The 20,815-nt window shown below is 66.9% G+C and carries 15 protein-coding genes and 3 tRNA genes; 4 read left to right on the top strand and 14 right to left on the bottom strand.

Features of this window, described 5'->3' with window-relative positions; all coding sequences use genetic code 11:
* Positions 1 to 228 precede the first annotated feature (228 nt).
* Both V7787_RS47110 and V7787_RS47105 read left to right on the top strand, forming a co-directional pair.
* Positions 229 to 2,949 (top strand): sensor histidine kinase KdpD, encoded by a 2,721-nt coding sequence (locus V7787_RS47110; RefSeq protein WP_336094639.1) that lies wholly within the window; start codon positions 229 to 231, stop codon positions 2,947 to 2,949.
* Complete coding sequence (locus tag V7787_RS47105) at positions 2,946 to 3,683, top strand: response regulator (protein ID WP_336094638.1); 738 nt, start codon at positions 2,946 to 2,948, stop codon at positions 3,681 to 3,683. The genes V7787_RS47110 and V7787_RS47105 overlap by 4 nt, the downstream gene beginning before the upstream one ends.
* Before the next feature lie 505 nt (positions 3,684 to 4,188).
* Here the strand turns inward: V7787_RS47105 and V7787_RS47100 are convergent.
* From V7787_RS47100 to lexA, 9 genes are all read right to left on the bottom strand, one after another.
* A tRNA-Arg gene (locus V7787_RS47100) sits at positions 4,189 to 4,265 on the bottom strand.
* 151 nt (positions 4,266 to 4,416) lie between these two features.
* Positions 4,417 to 4,493: transfer RNA gene (locus V7787_RS47095), tRNA-Arg, on the bottom strand.
* 127 nt (positions 4,494 to 4,620) lie between these two features.
* Positions 4,621 to 4,713: transfer RNA gene (locus V7787_RS47090), tRNA-Ser, on the bottom strand.
* 75 nt (positions 4,714 to 4,788) lie between these two features.
* Positions 4,789 to 4,992, bottom strand: a complete 204-nt coding sequence (csrA, locus tag V7787_RS47085) for a carbon storage regulator CsrA (protein ID WP_036111509.1) — start codon at positions 4,990 to 4,992, stop codon at positions 4,789 to 4,791.
* A 144-nt stretch (positions 4,993 to 5,136) separates the two neighbouring features.
* The gene (gene alaS, locus V7787_RS47080; protein ID WP_336094637.1) at positions 5,137 to 7,770 is read right to left on the bottom strand and encodes an alanine--tRNA ligase; all 2,634 of its coding nucleotides are present in this window, start codon (positions 7,768 to 7,770) and stop codon (positions 5,137 to 5,139) included.
* A gap of 165 nt (positions 7,771 to 7,935) precedes the next feature.
* Entirely contained in the window at positions 7,936 to 8,892 is a 957-nt protein-coding gene (locus tag V7787_RS47075) for a regulatory protein RecX (protein ID WP_336094636.1), read from the bottom strand.
* Between the two features lie 32 nt (positions 8,893 to 8,924).
* Entirely contained in the window at positions 8,925 to 9,950 is a 1,026-nt protein-coding gene (gene recA, locus V7787_RS47070; protein ID WP_336094635.1) for a recombinase RecA, read from the bottom strand.
* A gap of 36 nt (positions 9,951 to 9,986) precedes the next feature.
* On the bottom strand, positions 9,987 to 10,220 hold the full coding sequence (locus tag V7787_RS47065) for a hypothetical protein (RefSeq protein ID WP_336094634.1): 234 nt from the start codon (positions 10,218 to 10,220) through the stop codon (positions 9,987 to 9,989).
* Between the two features lies 1 nt (position 10,221).
* On the bottom strand, positions 10,222 to 10,869 hold the full coding sequence (gene lexA, locus V7787_RS47060) for a transcriptional repressor LexA (RefSeq protein WP_336094633.1): 648 nt from the start codon (positions 10,867 to 10,869) through the stop codon (positions 10,222 to 10,224).
* Positions 10,870 to 10,986: 117 nt separating this feature from the next.
* Between lexA and V7787_RS47055 the strand changes: the two genes are divergently transcribed.
* Positions 10,987 to 11,928 (top strand): bifunctional helix-turn-helix transcriptional regulator/GNAT family N-acetyltransferase, encoded by a 942-nt coding sequence (locus V7787_RS47055; protein ID WP_336094632.1) that lies wholly within the window; start codon positions 10,987 to 10,989, stop codon positions 11,926 to 11,928.
* Positions 11,929 to 12,208: 280 nt separating this feature from the next.
* Here V7787_RS47055 and V7787_RS47050 read toward each other — a convergent pair whose 3' ends face one another.
* The 5 genes from V7787_RS47050 to V7787_RS47030 all read right to left on the bottom strand — a co-directional run bounded on the left by V7787_RS47050 (position 12,209) and on the right by V7787_RS47030 (position 19,403).
* The gene (locus tag V7787_RS47050) at positions 12,209 to 12,709 is read right to left on the bottom strand and encodes a CinA family protein (RefSeq protein ID WP_336094631.1); all 501 of its coding nucleotides are present in this window, start codon (positions 12,707 to 12,709) and stop codon (positions 12,209 to 12,211) included.
* A 77-nt stretch (positions 12,710 to 12,786) separates the two neighbouring features.
* On the bottom strand, positions 12,787 to 13,797 hold the full coding sequence (locus tag V7787_RS47045; RefSeq protein ID WP_336094630.1) for a TolB family protein: 1,011 nt from the start codon (positions 13,795 to 13,797) through the stop codon (positions 12,787 to 12,789).
* 588 nt (positions 13,798 to 14,385) lie between these two features.
* Positions 14,386 to 16,914 carry a TonB-dependent receptor gene (locus V7787_RS47040; protein WP_336094629.1) on the bottom strand — a complete coding sequence of 843 codons (2,529 nt, stop codon included), beginning with the start codon at positions 16,912 to 16,914 and terminating at the stop codon, positions 14,386 to 14,388.
* 710 nt (positions 16,915 to 17,624) lie between these two features.
* Positions 17,625 to 18,548, bottom strand: a complete 924-nt coding sequence (rocF, locus tag V7787_RS47035) for an arginase (RefSeq protein ID WP_336094628.1) — start codon at positions 18,546 to 18,548, stop codon at positions 17,625 to 17,627.
* Positions 18,549 to 18,629: 81 nt separating this feature from the next.
* Entirely contained in the window at positions 18,630 to 19,403 is a 774-nt protein-coding gene (locus tag V7787_RS47030) for a ferredoxin--NADP reductase (protein WP_336094627.1), read from the bottom strand.
* Positions 19,404 to 20,144: 741 nt separating this feature from the next.
* Between V7787_RS47030 and V7787_RS47025 the strand changes: the two genes are divergently transcribed.
* Positions 20,145 to 20,815: sterol desaturase family protein (locus tag V7787_RS47025; protein WP_336094626.1), on the top strand; the 671-nt coding region annotated here is incomplete at its 3' end.

Here is a 20,815-nt window from a genome sequence, read left to right as displayed (position 1 = left end):
CATCCTGCCCACGACGGAACCCGGCGCACGTCCTTGTGCGCCGCCCTCCGGGTGTCCTATCGCTATCGCGAGTCAGTTGCGCCGCCAGGCCAGAGCAAGGCAAAGGCAAAAGCAAAGGCCGGCAAGCCAAAGCCGCAATTCCGTTGTCTGTCGCCCCATCCCCAACAACTCGCAAAACCCGTCCCCCCCCACTACACCCCCGTCACCCACCCAGCGCACAATCCCCGCATGACCGACCCCCGCAGCGCCCAAGCCGATGCCCTCATGGGCGAACTGCAACGCCAAGGCGCCGGCCGGCTGACCATCTTCCTCGGCGCCGCCCCCGGCGTAGGCAAGACCTACACCATGCTCGGCCGCGCCCGCGAACTGCAGCGCCGCGGCATCGACGTCGTCGTCGGCATCGTCGAAACCCACGGCCGCGCCGAAACCTCGGCCCTGGTCGAAGGCCTGGACGTACTCCCGCGCAAACGCCTGGACTACCAAGGCCGCAGCCTCGACGAAATGGACCTCGACGCGCTGCTCGCGCGCAAACCCAAGGTCGCGCTGGTCGACGAACTCGCCCACCGCAACGCCCCCGGCAGCCGCCACGAGCGCCGCTGGCAGGACGTGCTGGAGCTGCTCGACGCCGGCATCGACGTCTACACCACCATCAACATCCAGCACCTGGAAAGCCTCAACGACGTCATCCACCGCATCACCGGCGTGCGGGTCAGCGAAACCGTGCCCGATGCGCTGTTCGACCGCTTGCGCGACATCGTCCTGGTCGATCTGCCGCCGCGCGAGCTGATCGAGCGCCTGCAACAGGGCAAGGTCTACGTGCCCGAACAGGCCGCGCACGCGCTGCAGGCGTTCTTCTCGCCGTCCAATCTGACCGCGCTGCGCGAGCTGGCGATGCAGACCGCCGCCGACCGCGTCGACAGCGACCTGCGCGAGGCGCAGACCGCACGCGGCCTGCCGGGAGTGCCGCTGCGCCGCGCGGTGATGGTCGCCATCGACGGCCTGGGCCAATCCGAATACCTGGTGCGGGTAGCGCGACGCATCGCCGAACGCCGCGATTCGCCGTGGATCGTGGTCACCGTGCAGACCGGCGGCGCGCCCGATCCGGCCCGCCAATCCGAACTCGACCGCGCCTTCGCCCTGGCCCGCCGCCTCGGCGGCGAGGCGGTGGTGCTGCACGGCAACAGCATCGTCGACGCCCTGCTCGATCACGCCGAGCGCGCCGGCGTGTCGACCATCGTGCTCGGCCGCACCCGCGAGCGGCCGTTGGCGCGGATGATCAACCGCACTTTGACCCAGCAGCTGATCCAACGCGGCGCGCACTACGAACTGACCATCGTCAGCACGCCCGAAGCGCGCGCCCGCGCGCGCCGCTCGTTGCGCGACAACGGCAGCCGCCTGCGCGGACTGCTCAGCCGCAGCGACGCCGCGCTGGCGGTGGTCGCGGTGGCGCTGGCGACCTTGCTGGCCGGCTTCGCCGAACGCTGGATCGGACTGGACGATCTGTCGCTGGTGTTCATCGTCGCGGTGGTGATGGTGGCCGCACGCACCCGCATGACCGCGGCGGTGCTGGCCTCGGCGCTGTGCTTCATCGCCTACAACTTCTTTTTCATCGAACCGCGCTACACCTTGCTGATCGGCGCGCGCCAGGGCGTGACCACGGTGACGCTGTTCCTGATCGCCGCGCTGGTCGCCGGCCGGCTGGCGTCGAAGCTGCGCATGCAGGTGCTGGCGTTGCGCGCGGCCAACGCGCATGCGACCGAATTGCAGACCCTGGGCCGCGAACTGGCCACCGCCGCCGACGCCGGTCAGGTCAAGCGCGCCGGCAAGCGCGCGCTCAAGCGTTCGCTCGGCGCGGAGGTGTTCGTCTACATCGGCGCGGCGCCGCTGCGCGGCGAGCATCTGCCGGAGATGAGCGACAAGGATCGCGCGGCGGCGGATTGGAGTCTGAAGAACCGCCAGCCGGCCGGGCGCTACACCGACACCCTGGCCGGCGCGGACTGGTGGCTGCTGCCGCTCAAGAGCGACGGCTCCAACGACGCGGCCGCGGCCGGCGTGGTCGGGCTGCGCTTCGCCGCGTCGGTGACCCGATTGGGCGCGGAACAACGGCGTTTGGCCGAGGCCATGACCGACGACATCGCCCAAGCGATCCTGCGCACCCGTCTGGTCGCCGATCTGGAAGACTCGCGGGTCAGCGGCGAAACCGAACGCTTGCGCTCGGCCTTGCTGTCCTCGGTCTCGCACGATCTGCGCTCGCCGCTGGCCTCGATCATCGGCGCGGCCAGCAGCCTGGACAACTACGCCGAGGCGATGCCGCGCGAAGACCGCCACGCCTTGCTGGAAACCATCCGCATCGAAGGCGAACGGCTCGACCGCTACATCCAGAACCTGCTCGACATGACCCGGCTCGGCCACGGCGGACTCGCGCTCAATCGCGACTGGATCGGCGTGGACGAATTGATCGGCTCGGCGGTGACGCGGCTGCAGCGGTATGAACCCGGCGCGCGTTTCGACGTGCGCCTGCAACCGGGGCTGGCGCCGATCTGGGTGCATCCGGCGCTGATCGAACAGGCGCTGTTCAATGTGCTGGAAAACGCGGTCAAGTTCTCGCCGCCGGGCGCGGCGGTGAGCATCGACGCGCGCCGGGTCGACAACGAACCCGGCGCCCTGCCCGAGCAACTGCTGCGGATCGACGTCAGCGATCGCGGCCCGGGCATTCCCGAGGACGAGCGCGCGCGCATCTTCGACATGTTCTACAGCGTCGAGCGCGGCGACCGCGGCCGTCAGGGCACCGGCCTGGGGCTGGCGATCTGCCAGGGCATGATCGGCGCGCACGGCGGCAGCGTCGTCGCCCTGCCCGGCCAACCGGACGATCAAGGTCGCCGCGGCACCACGATCCGCATTACCCTGCCGCCTATCGAACCCGAGCCCGAAGCCAGCGCCGCGCCATGACCGAGGACCACGCTCCGCATTCGCACCCGCACCCGCACCCGGCCGCGCCGCCCGCGCGCGTGCTGGTGGTCGACGATGAGCCGCAGATCCGCAAATTCCTCGACATCGCCTTGCGCGCGCAGGGCTACGCGGTGGAACTGGCCGAGAACGGCAACGCCGGCCTGGAAGCCTTGGCCACCCGCGGCGCCGAGTTGGTGATCCTCGACCTGGGCCTGCCCGACCGCGACGGCCACGACGTCTTGCGCGAGCTGCGTCAATGGTCGGGCGTGCCGGTGATCCTGCTGACCGTGCGTTCCAGCGAAGCGGAGAAAGTCGCTGCGCTTGACGGCGGCGCCAACGACTACGTGACCAAGCCCTTCGGCGTGCAAGAGCTGATGGCGCGCGTGCGCGCCTTGCTGCGTGCGCACGGCCCGCAGGGCGAAACCCTGCCGGTGTTCGACGACGGCCGCCTGCGCATCGACCTGGCCCGGCGCGAAGTGCACCTGGACGGCGAACCGGTGGTGCTGGCGCGCAAGGAATACGCGCTGCTGGCGATGCTGTTCCAGCACGCCGGCCGCGTGGTCACCCAGCCGCAGTTGCTGCGCGAACTGTGGGGTCCGACCCACCAGGAAGACACCCACTACCTGCGCATCCTGGTCGGCAAACTTCGCCACAAACTCGGCGACGACGCGGCTTCGCCGCGGTATATCGCGACCGAACCGGGTGTGGGTTTGCGCTTTATCGAGAAGCACTGAGCGGCGGCAAGCCTGGCAAACCCCGAATGCGGACAGCGCGTCCGCTACGAACCATCGTCCCGACCCGAACGTTATCCAACGCCGAGCTGCTGCAGGCATTGCACGAGCCGCGACCGCGCCGCCGCCACTGCGACGAACTTTTGACGCCTCAGTCGTTCCGCGGTCGCGGCTTGCGCCGCTCCTACAGGGGATGACTGCGCGAACTGCGACCACGCCGCCGCAACTACGACGAACTTTCGACGCCTGCGTCGTTTCGCGGTCGCGGCTTGCGCCGCTCCTACAGAGGGCGACTGTAGGAGCTGCGCGAGCTGCGACCACGCCGCCGCAACTGCGACGAACTTTCGACACCTGCGTCGTTTCGCGGTCGCGGCTTGCGCCGCTCCTACAGGAGCAGCCCCGCAACGACGTATTCGCAGGTCCGGCGGCAGGAATTGCGCGGGGCTGGCAACACAACACGCGCAAAGAAAAACCCGGCGATCTTTCGATCGCCGGGTTTCGGTATGAGTGGCGCGCCCGGAAGGATTCGAACCTCCGACCCCCAAGTTCGTAGCCTGGTGCTCTATCCAGCTGAGCTACGGGCGCGCTGAGCAGGCAATTATGACGCAAGATCGGCCCGACGGGAAGCCCCCACCCGCCTGCCGATTCGACGCCGCCGCGGACGGATAAACCTCGGCCAGATACAGGCGGACAAAAGAAAAAAGCCGGCCATCTGACGATGACCGGCTTTCCAATATGGCGCGCCCGGAAGGATTCGAACCTCCGACCCCCAAGTTCGTAGCCTGGTGCTCTATCCAGCTGAGCTACGGGCGCTTAGACAAAAAATTATGACGGGCGAGCAATATTCCGTCAACGTTTTCTGTTTGTCTTGCCGCTGCGACCACGCTGCTCCGTGGGCGTAACGACAAAATAAAGCCGCCGAAGGCGGCTTCGGTACAACTGGCGGAGAGTGAGGGATTCGAACCCTCGATAGAGCTTTTGACCCTATACTCCCTTAGCAGGGGAGCCCCTTCAGCCTCTCGGGCAACTCTCCGCATCGATGAAGCAATGCGGGCGGGAAGCATAACGGCTCGCCCGATTTACAGCAACGCTTGCGACAAACTTTTTATCAGCCGCCGGCGTTTTTGCCCGAATCGTCCGACGCGTCCTCGCCTCGCTGGATGCGCTGATAAATCTCCTCGCGATGAACCGCGACATCTTTCGGTGCGGTAATACCGATACGCACCTGGTTGCCCTTGACGCCGAGCACGGTGACGGTCACCGAGTCGCCGATCATCAGGGTTTCGCCGACGCGACGCGTCAGGATCAGCATTGAAAACCTCCTCGAGCCGGGACCGCAGTACCGGCGTTGGCATTCTTTTTCACTAGGAAGAATGCTGCAATTTGTACACAAACGTGAACCATCTTAGCGACCGGTCAAACAAGGTCGCAAGCGATAGCAGTCACTGTTCGCCATTCAGACAAGCTTACTCTCAATCCACTGCGCGACGCCCGCAAGGGCCTGGACCAGAGCCGGGCCGTCATCGCCACCGCCCTGAGCCATGTCCGGACGGCCGCCGCCTTTACCGTTGATCTGACTGGCCACGTGCGCGAGGAGTTCCCCCGCCTTGACCTTGCCAGCCGCGCTTCCGTTCACTCCGGCGACCAAAGCCGCCTTACCGTCGCTGGCGCCCGCCAGCACGATCACCGCGTCGCCAAGCTGCTGCTTGAGGCTGTCCACCGCCTCGCGCAACGCCTTGGCGTCAAACCCTTCCAGCCTGGTCGCGACCAGCTTGACCGCTCCGATCTGGGTCGCCGAGGCGGCCAGGTCGGAGGCGGCGCCGGAGGCGGCCTTGGCTTTGATCGATTCCAGCTCGCGCTCGAGCTTCTTCTGCCGGTCCAGCAGCGCGCGCAACTTGTCGGCGACATCGCCGGCGTTGCCGCCGAGCAGACGCGCGGCCTGCTCCAGACGCTGCTCTTCCTCGGCGACGAAGTCCAGCGCACCCTGCCCGGTCAGCGCCTCGATCCGGCGCACGCCGGCCTGGACGCCGCTCTCGGCGACGATCTTGAACAGTCCGATATCGCCGGTGCGCGACACGTGGGTGCCGCCGCACAGTTCGGTCGACGCCTCGCCCATGCGCAGCACGCGCACGCGGTCGCCGTACTTCTCGCCGAACAAGGCCATGGCGCCGAAGTCGATGGCTTCCTGCATGCCCATCTGGTGCACTTCGGCTTGGTAGTTGCGGCGCACGTCGGCGTTGACCTGGCGCTCGATCTGGGCGAGCTCGGCGTCGGTCAGCGGATTGAAGTGCGAGAAATCGAAACGCAGGCGGTCCGGCGCGACCAGCGAGCCCTTCTGGGTCACGTGGTCGCCGAGCAGGCGGCGCAGCGCCGCGTGCAGCAAGTGGGTCGCCGAATGGTTGAGCACGGTCGCGGCGCGGCGGGCTTCGTCGACGGCGCCCAGGACGCGGTCGCCGCGCTTGAGGCTGCCGGCGGTGAGCGTGCCGACATGGCCGTGGAACTGGCCGGCGAACTTCTGGGTGTCGCCGACCACGAAACGGGTGCCGGCTTCGTCGAGCTCGCCGGTGTCGCCGACCTGACCGCCGCTTTCGGCGTAGAACGGGGTGCGGTCGAGAATCACCACGCCCTCGTCGCCAGCGTTGAGCTGCTCGACCGGGCTGCCGTCGCGCAGCAGCGCGACGACCTGCAGGCCGCCTTCGGTCACCCGGTCGTAGCCGAGGAACTCGGTCGGCGCCAGTTGCGCGGCCAGTTCGGCCGGCATCGTGGTCGCGTTGCCGAACTTGCCGGCCTTGCGGGCGATGATCCGCTGTTTTTCCATCTCGACTTCGAACCCGGCCATGTCGACCGACAGGCCGCGCTCGCGCGCGATGTCGGCGGTCAGGTCGGCGGGGAAGCCGTAGGTGTCGTAGAGCTTGAACGCGTCGGCGCCGGCGATCGCGCCCTTGGAGCGGGTGGCGATCTCATCGAAGATGCGCATGCCCGAATCCAGGGTCGCGGCGAAGCGCTCTTCTTCCGCGGCCAGCGCGGCTTCGACGAACTCGCGCTTGGCGGTCAGTTCCGGATAGGCATCGCCCATCACCTGGACCAGCGCCGGCACCAGCTTGTGGAAGAACGGGCCCTTCTGGCCGAGCATCCAGCCGTGGCGCAGGGCGCGGCGGATGATCCGGCGCAGCACATAACCGCGGCCGTCGTTGGACGGCAGCACGCCGTCGACGATCAGGAACGAACAGGCGCGGATGTGATCGGCGATCACCCGCAGCGACTTGTTTTCCAGATCGGCGGTGCCGGTGGCCTTGGCCGCGGCGGCGATCAGATGGCGGAACAGGTCGATTTCGTAGTTGCCGTGCACGCCCTGCAGCACCGCCGCCAGACGTTCCAGGCCCATGCCGGTGTCCACGCACGGCGCCGGCAGCGGCAGCAGCGTGCCGTCGGGCTGGCGGTCGAACTGCATGAACACCAGGTTCCAGATTTCGATGAAGCGATCGCCGTCCTCATCGGGCGAACCCGGCGGGCCGCCGGCGATGTGCGCGCCGTGGTCGTAGAAGATCTCGGTGCACGGGCCGCAGGGGCCGGTGTCGGCCATCTGCCAGAAATTGTCCGAAGCGAACGGCGCGCCCTTGTTGTCGCCGATGCGGACGATGCGCTCGGCCGGCACGCCGATCTTCTTGTTCCAAAGATCGTAGGCTTCGTCGTCGGTGTGGTAGACCGTCACCAGCAAGCGCTCGGCTTGCAGGCCCCACACTTGGGTCAGCAGTTCCCAGGCCCAGGTAATGGCGTCTTCCTTGAAGTAATCGCCGAAGGACCAGTTGCCGAGCATCTCGAAGAAGGTGTGGTGGCGCGCGGTGTAGCCGACCTGATCGAGATCGTTGTGCTTGCCGCCGGCACGCAGGCAGCGCTGCACGTCGGCCGCGCGCACGTAGCCCGGCTTCTCGCTGCCGAGGAAAACGTTCTTGAATTGCACCATGCCCGAGTTGGTGAACAGCAAGGTCGGGTCGTTGGCCGGCACCAGCGGAGCCGACGGAACGATGGTGTGACCCTTGCCTCGGAAGAACTCGAGGAAATCGCTGCGGATTTCAGTGGTGGTTTTCATGCCTGGGAGATAGTTCGCCTGGTCGGGAGCGGAGCGCTCGACCGAACCCATGCCACCGACATGGGGGCATCGACTGGAACAGGCAATCCGGAACCCGAAAGCCGCGTAGCCTAACAGGCCCAGGGGTCTTGTGCGCAAGGCTGAACAGTAAATGTGCCAGGTCGTTCAGTCCTCGGCGCAAGAACGATTCGCATTCCGTACGGTTCCCCCATCGAAGCCACGCCGAAGCAGCAGGTCGGCGGCCTTCCGGCGCAGCGCCGGCTCGCGAAAATAGCCCTCGCCGTAGCGGCGGCGGGCCAATTCTCGGGCGTTGTCGAGCCAGTCGCCCTCGTAGGCGAGCAGCGCTTCGGCGATGGCCTGACTGTCCAGCCCGTGCATCGCCAGTTCGGCGCGGATATGGACCGGCCCGTAGCCGTTGCCGGCCCGCGCGCGGACCAGGCTTTCGGCGAAGCGGGCATCGTTCTGCCAGCCGGCATCGGTAAGCCGATCGACGGCGGCCACGACCTCATCGCGATCCAGCCCGCGCGAGGTCAGCTTGCGGGTCAGTTCCTTGCGCGAGTGCTCGCGCCGGGTCAGCAGGCCCAGGGCGCGCTGGGTCGGGGTCTGCTCGCGTGGCGTGCGTCGGCGGCCGCGGCTGATTTGGCTGTTGGAATCCGGGCCGAACAGGGAGTCTTCCGGCGCGAAGCCGGGGAGGTCGTCGGCGCCGTCGCCATCGCTCGCCGCGGCGCTGGCCTCGGGGACCGGCCGCGGATCGGCGGACAGGCCGGAAAGTGCGGGTTCGGTCAGGGCGTCTGCGCCGAGGGTGTCGCCGAAGTCGTTTTCGGATTGGGACTCGAACCGCTCAAGCCCGGAGCCACGTGACTTGCGGCTCGCCTGCGACCCGCGGGCCGTGTCCGAATCCGGACTCCCGCGCTGATCCGAATCGGCCCGAGCCGATGCCGTGACCCTGTCGCCCCTGTCGCCTGCCTGCGCCGACGGGCCGCCGGTTTCGATCGCGCGCATCCGCGCGCGCAGTTCCTGCAAATGCGAGCCGCCACGACCGGGCGAGGGCTCACCACCCTGCCCGGCCGTGCCGTCGGCGCCACCACCATGGCGCCGTCCGTCATCCCGATCGGAACTCATCTGACTCTGTCTGCTGACTCAGGCGGCGAGGATCAGTCCTCGTCGGCCTCTTCGCGCGGAGCGTCGGTCGGCACGAACTTCTCGCGCAACTGGGCTTCCAGGCGCGTGGCCATCTCCGGGTTTTCCTTGAGGTACTGGCGCGCGTTTTCCTTGCCCTGGCCGATACGCTCATCGCCGCAGCTGTACCAGGCGCCGGACTTCTCGACCAACTTGGCTTCCACGCCCATGTCGATCAGTTCGCCTTCGCGCGAGATGCCTTCGCCGTAGAGGATTTCGGTGACGATCTGCTTGAACGGCGGGGCGAGCTTGTTCTTGACGACCTTGATCTTGGTCTGGTTGCCGATGATTTCGTCGCCCTTCTTGATCGCGCCGATGCGGCGGATGTCCAGACGCACCGAGGCGTAGAACTTGAGCGCGTTGCCGCCGGTGGTCACTTCCGGGCTCTGGCCCGGCATCATCACGCCGATCTTCATGCGCAATTGGTTGATGAAGATCACCAGGGTGCCGGAACGCTTGATGTTGCCGGTCAGCTTGCGCAGCGCCTGGCTCATCAGACGGGCCTGCAGGCCCGGCAGCTGGTCGCCCATTTCGCCTTCGATTTCGGCCTTGGGGGTGAGCGCGGCGACCGAGTCGATGACAACGATGTCGACCGCGGCCGAACGCACCAGCATGTCGGCGATTTCCAGCGCTTGCTCGCCGGTGTCGGGCTGCGACAGCAGCAGGTCGTCGACGTTGACGCCGAGCTTGGCGGCGTAGACCGGGTCGAGCGCGTGCTCGGCGTCGATGAAGGCCGCGGTGCCGCCGTTCTTCTGGCATTCGGCGATGGCTTGCAGGGTCAGGGTGGTCTTGCCCGAGGATTCCGGACCGTAGATTTCGACCACGCGGCCCTTGGGCAGGCCGCCGATGCCGAGCGCGATGTCGAGCATCAGCGAGCCGGTGCCGATGACCTCGGTGGCCTCGACCGCGCGGTCGCCCATGCGCATCACCGAGCCCTTGCCGAATTGCTTTTCGATCTGGCTCAGGGCGGCCGAAAGGGCTCGCTTCTTGTTCTCGTCCATCGTTGTATTCCTTAAGTCTGTCGTGGTGAGGGGAAGTTAGAGGACGCGGATCGCAGAGGTTGAGACCGCAGCGCCTGGAACCAAATTATCGCCCGCCGCGACGCCGGTCTGCCGGCCGCAGGCTTGCGCGGGGGTCGGATTTAGCCGCGAAAACGAGGCGGAAATCGACTCACCCAGGCCTTGCAGCGCGGCCTGCGCGGCGTGCACCGCGGCGCAGGCGCGCGGCGAGCCGTAGCGATCGACGTTGGGATCGGCCTTGGCGCGCGCCATCTCAGCGATTCGGCCGGACCAGGCCGCAGTACAGGCCTTCGATGGCGAAATCCTGATCGGGCTGGACCTCGATCGGGGCGTAATCGGGATTGCGCGGCAGCAGGCGGATGCGGTCCTTGCCGATCTTGAGCAGCTTGACGGTGATTTCATCGTCGATGCGCGCGACCACGATCTGGCCCGAGCGCGCGTCGTGGGTGCGGTGCACGCCGATCAGGTCGCCGTCGAAGATGCCTTCGTCGCGCATCGAGTCGCCCTTGACCTTGAGCATGTAGTCCGGCGACGGAAAGAACATGTTGCGGTCGAGCAGGACGTAGTTGTCCGGTTCGATCCCGGCCGCCGAACCGATCGGCGCGCCCGCGGCGACCCGCCCCAGCACCGGCAGGCGGATCGCGTCTTCGTTGGCCGAGGCCAGCTCCAGCTCGCGCTGCGCCTGCGGCGACGGCACCAGCACCCGGATGCCGCGCGCGCGGCCCGGGACGCGCTCGATCGCGCCGGCCGCCTCGAGCGCGTCGAGGTGGTACTGCGCGGCGCGTACGCCCTTGAAACCCAGGGCCTTGGCGATCTCGGTCTGGGAAGGCGGCATGCCCTCGGCGTCGATCCGCTCAGCGATCAGCGCGAGGATGGCTTGCTGGGTGTCGGTCAGATTCATGGTTAGTAGTATTACTACTAACGAGCGGGAGCGGCAAGTCCATTCGTCCGGAATTTATTTGACATCGTCAAACAACTGCCCGAGATTGGAGTCCTAGCCCCTGCCGAGCGCGCCGCCATGGCCACCGACGTCGAAACCGCGGAAGTCGATTCCGTCCGCGCCTTCAATCGCTTCTACACCCGCCGGATCGGCGTGCTGCAGGAGGATCTGCTCGACAGTCCGTTTCCGCTGACCCAAGCGCGGGTGTTGTTCGAACTGGCCCAGCGCGAGCCGGTGGCGGCGCGCGAGATCGGCGATTCGCTGGGGCTGGACCCCGGTTATCTGAGCCGGATCCTGCAGAGCTTCGCCGATGCCGGGCTGGTCGAGAAAACCCGTTCCGAACAAGACGCGCGCAGCTTCGTGCTGACCTTGTCGGCGCAGGGCCGCGAGGCGTTCGCCCTGCTCGACCGCAGCTCGCACCAAGCCACCGCGGCGATGCTGGCGGCGCTGTCGCCGCTGCAACGCGACCGCTTGCTGCACGCGATCGGCGAGGCCGAACTGGCGTTGTCGGCGCAGACCGTGCCGGCGCCGCAGCGGGTGCTGGTGCGCGAGCATCGGATCGGCGATATCGGCTGGGCGATCGAACGCCACGGTCGGCTGTATGCGGACGAATACGGTTGGAACGCGGACTTCGAGGCGCTGGTGGCGACCTTGTTCGCACGCTTCGCCAGCGAGCACGATCCGCGAAGCGAGCGTTGCTGGATCGCCGAGCTGGACGGCGAACGGATCGGCTGCGTGTTCGTGGTGCGCAATCAGGACGATGCCGACACTGCGCAGTTGCGCTGCCTGCTGGTCGATCCGCGCGCGCGCGGGCTTGGCGTGGGCAAGCGACTGGTCGAGACGTGCATCGAGTTTTCGCGTGCGGCGGGTTATCGGCGCATGCGCTTGTGGACCAACGATCTGTTGGTGGCGGCGCGGCGGATTTACGAGGATTTCGGTTTCGGTCTGGTTGAGGAGAATCGCCACCACAGCTTTGGTCACGATCTGGTCGGGCAGATTTGGGAGCGTGGGCTGGATTGAGGTGGGTGGGGATTGGTGTTGCGGGCTGGCGTTGGGTGCGGCGGCGAGAGCGGAACAGCAAGATCAAAATGGGTTCCGGCTTTCGCCGGAATGACGGTGACGGGGGGATTCCGGAGTTCGCTGGAATGACGGTGACGGGGGAATTCCGGAGTTCGCTGGAATGACGGTGACGGGGGATTCCAGAGTTCGCTGGGATGACGGTGATGGGGGGATTCCGGAGTTCGCCGGAATCGCTCGCCTCCCGGCGCCGCAGCGCGGCCGATACGCCGCGCCCTGCCCCTCAGGTCGCCAGCGACTGCATCCCGAGCAAGGCCGCGGCCACGCTTTGGCGGCGGACCGATTCGCGGTCGCCGTCGAAATGGAACACTTCCGCGCGCGGGTAGCCGTTGCGGCGCTTCCAGGCGATCCAGACCGTGCCGACCGGCTTGTCGTCGGTGCCGCCGCCCGGCCCGGCGATGCCGGTCACCGCGACGGCGAGGGTCGCGCCGGTGTTGGCCAGCGCGCCGGACACCATTTCGATCACGGTCTCGCGGCTGACCGCGCCGAACTGCTCCAGGGTCTGCGGCCGCACGCTCAGCAAGGCCTGCTTGGCTTCATAGCTGTAGGCGACGATGCCGCATTCGAACCAGCCCGAGGAGCCGGCGATGTCGGTCAGAGTCTTGGCGATCCAGCCGCCGGTGCAGCTTTCGGCGGTGACCAGCATGTGGTGGTTGAGGCGGGCGGCCTCGCCGATCTGCTGGGCGAGGCGCTGCAAGGCGATATCGGAGGCGTCTTCGGTCATGCCGCCACTATAGCGGGCGCGGGCGCCGCGGCTTTGCGCGACGGGTCGGGATCGCGGGGTCGGGGCGCAGCGAGCCCTCAGCGCGCCGCATCCGCCTGCGGGCGATGCGCGGCCAGCAGCGGCGGCAACGGCACCTGCCAGATGTTGTACAGCGAGTTGTCCCAGGCGCCGATGCGCTCAAGGTCGGCCAGGGTTTGCTCGCGCGTGCGCGGGTAGCCCCGCTTCAACGTGCGCTCGCTGCTGAAGTACAGGGTCTTCAGGTCCGGGCTCAGCCGCGCCTCGGCGTCCGAGCCCGGGCTGTTGACGGTCTCGCCCAGCCATTGCGGCTCGCTCCAGCCCTGGGCGTCGTGGAAAGCGATAAACAGGTCCATCGACTTGCTGGCCTGGGCGCGGCGCGAGCCGAAGATCAGGAACGATTCGTCCGGCGCCACCGCCGGGTCGACATCGTTCTGTTCGCCGCCGCTGAACGGCAGCGGCTGCGGCTGTTCGTAGTCGCCGTCGCGCATCTGCGCGCGGAACAGTTGGAAATTGCCGGTCGTGTCGTTGGGCCGCATGAAGTACAGCGAGCCGTCGGCGGCCACGGCCGGCGCGTAGACCGCGTTGCCGCGGTTGATCCGGTCGGGCAGCCGCTCCGGCGCGCTCCATCCCTGCGCGGTGCGGCGCACCCGCCACAACGCGCTGGCCTGGCCGGGCCAGGACTTGCCGTTGTAGAAGCCGTCGCCGGGTTTGTCGCCGGGACGCGCCGGGCGGTTGGAGACGTAAATCAGGTACGAACCGTCGGGCGCCATCGCCGGTTCCATGTCGCTCCATTCGCCGGAGAAACTGGCGATGCGCGGCTCGCTCCAGCCCTCGCCGCTGCGCTGGGATTGCATGATCACCGCGGTGTCCGGCGCCTGCCGGCCGAAGTACACGGTGTCGCCGTCGGGAGTGAACGTCGGCGCGGCGTCGTGACCGGCGCCGGAGATGACGCCTGGAGAGAAAATCGTCGGCGCCTGCTGTTCGGCCGAAGCGGCGATGGCGGGCGTGAGCGGCGCGGCGCCCGCGCACAGCGCGCACGCGATGGCGAAGGCAATGCTGGAACGAATCATGGCTGCGAGTCCGATGCGTGCGAGGCGGACTTCGCGTCCGCGGGCGGCACCAGTCCCTGGCCCGGATTCGCGGCTCACGCTAGGCGCGGGCTGACGTGGCGGCATGTGCCGCTAGTCATCGCGACGGGCGCGGACGCGGGGTTTTCGCGCTTGCAGCGCGGATCGGTGACATTCGTCAGGACGATGGCGCGCGGAGGTTGGCGGTGGTCGTTGGGCAAAGCGTGGGGGTTGCGCCGGCACGATGGCTTGCGTCGTGGGCGTGGTGTCGCGGTCGCGGCTCGCGCCGCTCCTACAGGGGGCGATCGCGGTGACGCAGGATCGTGCGGATGGCGACATCTACCTGTAGGAGCGGCGCGAGCCGCGACCGCGACACCGAAGTCACGACGAAACTCTCGCAGCACCCAACGGCCACCAATCGCGGCTTACCTCGCCACACGAGCGGCAAACCGTAGCCAAGAAGCGACGCGCATGCGCTCCCGCCGTTCGATCCGAACGACGGGAGCGCTCCATGCCATCGGCCTCGCTAGAACCGGCCGAACGCGGCGGTTGCCCGCGCGTCGTTCGGCCTGCGCTGGCGGTGAGCGCGGATCAGTACATCACCCGGAAGGTCACGCCGTACGTCCGCGGCGCGCCGAGGAAGGCGTTCCACGAGCCGGTCTGCAGCGGCGCGTCGAAACCGACCTGCTTGTATTCCTCATCGAACAGGTTCAAGGCCCAGGCCTCGACCATCCAGCGCCGGCTCTTGGCGCCGATGCCCAGGCGCGCGTTAACCACGGTGTAGGCCTGCTGGCCCTTCTCCGGATCCAGATCCGAGCCGGTGTTGTAGTCGGAGGAATACTTGGCGCCGATGTTGAAGCGTCCGATCAGGCTGGAAGCGAAGTCCCATTGATAAGTCACCGACGCCGAGGCCGACCACAGCGGCGCGAAGCTGGCGCGCGCGCCGGGCAGCTTGGCCAGATCGGCATCGGGCAGCGGATCGTTGCCGTACTTGGTGTCGGCGTACATCACACCGCCCTGCAGCATCAGGCCCTTGAGCCCGGTCTGCCACAGCACCTCGGTGTCGATGCCTTGCGACACCACTTCGGGAATCGACCGCACCACGAAGCTGGTGCCGAGGAAGCTGTTGAGCTGGAAGTCGCTGTAGGTCTGATGGAACAAGGTCGCGTTGAGCAACAGATTGCCGCCGGCCCAGGTGGTCTTGGCGCCGAGCTCGTAGCTGTCGACGAACTCGCCCGGGAACGAGGTGTCGTTGACCGGCAGGATGCCGGCGGTGCCCGCGGACAAACCGTTGGACGACTGCACGCGATCCAAGTTGAAGCCGCCGGACTTGTAGCCGCGCGCCGCCGAGGCATACCCCATGACGTGCTCGTTCCAGCGGTACGCGGCCTTGATCGTGCCCGACCATTCCTTTTCGTCGCGTTCCTGATTGGTGATCCGCCCGTTGTGCAAGGTGTTGGCCCAGGGCAGGCACATGAAGCCGACCACTTGCGGCACCAACGCGCTCAACGCCGCCGCCGGCACGCCGCGCGCGGCCAGCGCCTGACCGACGCGGGTGGGATTGGCCAGCGCCGAACCGCAACCCAGGCCGCCGTTGGGGTTGGAATACACCGAGTCGAGTTCCTTGTTCTCCTTGGTGTAGCGCAGGCCCAAGGTGAAATCGAGTTTGTCGGTGGCGTGCCAGGTGTTGTTGGTGAACAAGGCCACGCTCTTGCTGTTCTGCTTGTAACGGTCGAGCGCGCCGAGGCCGGCGAAGTTGCTGCCGAACGGGCGGCCGCTGGCCTGCGAGAGGAAGGTCGCGGCGTTGGCGGTGTTGACCACGCCGGCGGGGAAACGCGCGGCGATCTGGCTCAGCACCGCGGTCGACAGATACGGTTCGTAGTGCGCGCCCAGGCTGTAGGAATCGTTGCGCTTGAGGTCTTCGTCGGCATAGAACAGGCCGAACATCCAATCCAGCTTGTCGGTCGCGCCGGTCAGGCGGAACTCCTGGCTGAACTGCTTGAAGCCGGTGAACGATTCGTTCGGATCCGGGTTGCGGTAGATCATGTCGGCGGTGGTGAAATCGAAGTCCAGGCCGTTGATCGCCTGCCAATCGCGCGAGGCGGTGATCGAGGTCAGGGTGGCGCCGCCGAACCACGGGGTGATCCAGTTGACCTCAGCCGACACGCCCTTGTCCTTGATGTCCTGGGTGGTCGGGCGATTGCTCCAGGCGCGGCGCGCGAACGGATCGGCCACCGGCGCCACGCCGATGCCGCCGACCAGGCCGTTGATGATCGCCGATGTCGGCCCGCGCACGGTGGTCAGGCCGACGCAGCAGTTCTCTTCGCGGCTGCTGAAATCGGCGATGAAATTGATGTCGAGGTTTTCGGTCGGTTCCAGCAGCAACTGGCCGCGCAGGGTGTGGAAGTTCTGATCGCCGTCCTCGCGCTCGCCGCGCGGGCCGCGGCCGACTTCCACGTCGGTGAAGCCGTCGCGCTTGCGCTTGGCGCCGTAGATGCGGAAGGCGGCGTTTTCGCCGATCGAGGTGTTGAACGAACCGGCCGCGCCGAGCGCGCCGTAATTGCCGACGGTCAGTTCGCCCTCGACCGTGGTGTCGTAGCTCGGGCGGCGGGTGATCACGTTGATCACGCCGGCCGAGGTGTTCTTGCCGAACACCGTACCTTGCGGGCCCTTGAGCACTTCGATCCGTTCGATCTCGCCCAGATCGCCGAAGCCCACGCCGTTGCGCGGGCGGTACACGCCGTCGATCACCACGCCGACCGAGGATTCCAGACCGGCGTTGTCGCCGACCGTGCCGATGCCGCGGATGCGCGCCACCGTCTGCACTTCGCTCTGGGTGCTGCTGACGGTCAGGCCCGGCACCAGCACTTGCACGTCCTTGACGTCGCGCACGCCGGTGTCCTGCAGCAGTTGCTCGGGCAAGGCGGTGATCGAGATCGGCACGTCCTGCATCGCCTCCTCGCGTTTTTGCGCGGTGACGGTCAGGCCGGCAAGGGTTTTGGCTTCTTCTTCCTGCGTCGGCGCCGCGGCTTGTTGCGCCTGCGCGTTAGCGGCGAGCGCGGCCAAACCCAATGCGACGGCCAAGGACAAGGACTTGCGACCCGGCGAGCGAGCGATCATCTGGTATTCCCCCTATTGAAAAACGTTTCGTCGAAAACGTTCGGACTTCGATGTCTGCGATGCGATCAAGCCGATGCGCCTGGCCGCATCCGGTTCCCATCCCGGTACGACGCGGCACGCAAGGCCCGCCCCTATCGTGGTAACGCGATCGAGCGACGAATGCGGCCGCAGCTTGCCTGGCTAATATCGAATGTGCGCCCGAAATTAGCATGACGCCGATACAGGTCATGCGGCGTCGCAGCACCGTTGTGCGTGCAACTAAATGCGTGGGTTGGGTGCGCGTGATAAACGAACGAACGTTCGGATTTTCGAAGGGCGTGTCGATTGATCGGCGCGCAGTCGTTATCGCCTGATCGCATCGAATACTTCCGTCATCCCCGCGAAGACGGGCTCCGCTTTACTTCGGCGCGGCCGAACATCCACAGACTTGAGAGTCATGTCGCGATAAAGCCCTGGATCCCCGCCTTCGCGGGGATGACGGGCAAAAGCGGTAGCGACGTACTTGCCTACCGTCATTCCCGCGAAGGCGGGAATCCAGAGACTTCAGAGTCATGTCGCGATGAGGCCCTGGATCCCCGTGTTCGCGGGGATGACGAGCAAGACACAAGCCGCACTCAAGCCGCTCGCACGCGAGCCGCAGGCCGCAAGTTGCGAGCTGCAAGCTGCAAGCTGCAAGCACCGCCACCGCCCCGCCACCACCGCCGCCGACATCAACTCCGCGCCAACGTCGACTTGCCGAACAAACTCTCGACCAGATCGATCGCCACCAGCGCGGTGTGGTTGTCGCGATCCAGAATAGGATTGAGCTCGACGATGTCCAGCGACCCCACCCGCCCGCTCTCGGCGATCATCTCCATCGCTAGTTGCGCCTCGCGATAGTTCGGCCCGCCCGCGACCACGGTGCCGACGCCCGGAGCGATGCTCGGATCCAAGAAGTCGACATCGAAGCTGACGTGGATGTGGGTGTCTTCGTCCACGCCTTCCAGCGCGTGCTCCATCACCTTCTTGATGCCGATGTCGCCGATCTTGCGCATGTCGTACACCGGCAGGCCGTGGCGCTTGATCAGTTGCTTCTCGCCGGCATCGACCGAACGGGTACCGATCTGGCGCATCTCATCGACCTGCATCGCCGGCGCTTCGCCGCCCAGGTGGGTCAGCTCGCGCGGCCCCAGGCCGATCAGGCAGGCCACCGGCATGCCGTGCATGTTGCCGGTCGGGGTGATGTCGTGGGTGTTGAAGTCGGCGTGCGCGTCCAGCCACAGCACCCGCAGCTTCTTGCCGTGTTCGCGGCAGTGCTTGGCCACCGCGGTGATCGAGCCCAGGCCCAGGCAGTGATCGCCGCCGAGCAGGATCGGCATGCGCCCGTCGCGCAGTTCGGCGCCGACCGCGTCCATCACGGTCTGGTTCCAGGCCACCACTTCGTCCAGGTGGCGATAGCCGTCGACCGGTTCGGTCCACGGGTTTTCCGGGCCGTCGAGATTGCCGCGGTCGGCCACGTCCAGGCCGAGTTGATGCAGGGCTTCGCGCAGACCGGCGATGCGCAGGGCCTCCGGGCCCAGACGCGCGCCGCGCGCGCCGGCGCCGATGTCGGTCGGCGCGCCGATCAGCGTCACCGCTGTGGGGGTGCTGCTCATGCGGTAGTCCTCGAATGCGCGCGACGCTCCGCGCCGCGCGAAGGGATGGCGGAATGAACGCCGGGACCAGCCCGGCGCGGCTTATTTCTCGACGAAGGCGCGTTCGATGACGTAGTCGCCCGGCTCGCGCGTGCGCGGCGACGGCTTGAAGCCGCGGCCTTCGAGCAGGGCCGCGGTGTCTTCGAGCATCTGCGGGCTGCCGCACAGCATCACCCGGTCTTCGAGCGGATTCAGCGGCGGCAGGCCCAGGGTCTGCGCCATCAGTCCGTCGGCGATGGCGTCGGTGATGCGGCCGCGGTTGCGGAACGGCTCGCGGGTGACGCTGGGGTAGTAGATCAACTGGCTGCGCACCAGATCGCCGAGGAATTCGTGCGAGGGCAGTTCGCGTTCGAGGAAATCGGCGTAGGCCAGATCGCTGATGTGGCGCACGCCGTGCGCCAGCACCACGGTCTCGAAGCGTTCGTAAGTGGACGGGTCGCGGATGATGCTGAGGAACGGCGCAAGGCCAGTGCCGGTGCCGAGCAGGTACAGCCGCTTGCCCGGGTTGAGATCGTTGAGCACCAGCGTGCCGGTGGGACGGCGGCTGACCAGCACTTCGTCGCCGCTGGCGATGTGGCGCAGACGCGAGGTCAGCGGGCCGTCGGGCACCTTGATGCTGAAGAACTCCAGATGTTCTTCGTAGTGCGCGCTGGCGATCGAGTACGCGCGCATCAGCGGCCTGCCGTCGACTTCCAGCCCGACCATGACGAAGTGGCCGCTGTCGAAGCGGAAGCCCGGGTCGCGGGTGGTGCGGAAGCTGAAGAGGCTGTCGTTCCAGTGTTTGACGTCGATGACGCGTTCGGTCGCCAACTGCATCGTCGTGACTCCTTGTTATGGGCATATTCCGCGCCGCGGGTCTTTCGGTCACCGGACCGACCCACGGCTGTCATTAATGGATGCCATCGCGGGTGGCGCGCGCCGCGGCTCGCGGACGAATGGCGAGGCAATACCAGCACATTATCTCGGCGGCCGGGGAACGGATATTCCAAAGAATGATCCGCGTCACCAGATTATCGGGCCTGCTTCTTTGACTGCGGCTCGAGCTTGCCTTGAATATTGCCCCCCGGAATAACCCGGCGCCGACAGGCGCGCACATTCGGCTGAAACAATACGGAAACGTATTAACCCGGCCGCCCGAGGAAGACCGCGCGAGGGTCGTATGGACGATTCGCTGGCCAGCTGTGCGCCAAATAAATCAATGCCTTACGCAAGAGCGCTTACGGGCTCGGATGGCGTGTGCGGCGGCGGTCGCGATTCCGGCCTGAAAACCCCGTACCGCCCGGATAATGATAATGGAGCGAAGCGATGAGCCAATTATCCGATTCCCGCTCCGCAGTGCCGGACGGTTCCCGCTTCGATTGTGACGCAGGCGCCGGTATCAACCCCGGAACCGCGGTCGCGACATTACCGGACGATGAAAACAGCACCGCGGTCACGCCGCCCCGGATAAACAAGTTTGATTTTCTGCGTTACTGCGCGCACCCGATATTATTGGCCGGCGTTGTTATTTACTCAGTAACTTCGATAACCCAGGGCTGGAATCTCGGCGCGGCCAATATGGCGTTCGTGGCCGCGACCATCGCCTATCTGGCGGTGCTGGAGCGGGCGATCCCGTACGAGCGCGCGTGGCTGCCGAGCAAGCGCGAATGGGGCCTGTACGCGCTGTATTTCGTGCTGACCGTGATCGGCGCGGCGCTGGCGCAGGCGCCGGTGATGGCGGTGGTGGCGCGGGTCGCGCCGCTGCATCCGATGCTGCCGCTGTGGGCGGAGATCCCGCTGGCGCTGCTGCTGAACTCGCTGGCCAGCTACGCGGTGCATCGCGCCGGCCACGACATCCCGCTGCTGTGGCGGCTGCACGGCGTGCATCACGTGCCCGACAAGGTCAACGTCGGCAACAACGGCGTCAACCACGTGCTCGACGTCGCCCTGGCCCAGTTCGTGGTGCAGGTGTCGCTGGCGCTGATCGGGTTCTCCGAGCACGCGGTGTTCGCGGTCGGCATCTTCATCATCGCCCAGGGTTACTTCGTCCACGCCAACATCGACGTGCGCCTGGGCTGGCTCAACCACATCCTCGCCAGCCCCGAACTGCATCGCATGCACCACAGCAGCGACAAGGCCGAAGCCGGGCACTTCGGCTCGGACTTGTCGATCTGGGACCGCCTGTTCGGCAGCTACACCTGGCGCCCGAACCGGCGTCCGCGCGCGATCGGCCTGTTCGATCCGGGCTC

It is taken from the genome of Pseudomonas sp. CGJS7 (assembly GCF_036961695.1).
This window is presented reverse-complemented; position numbering and strand designations above follow the sequence as displayed.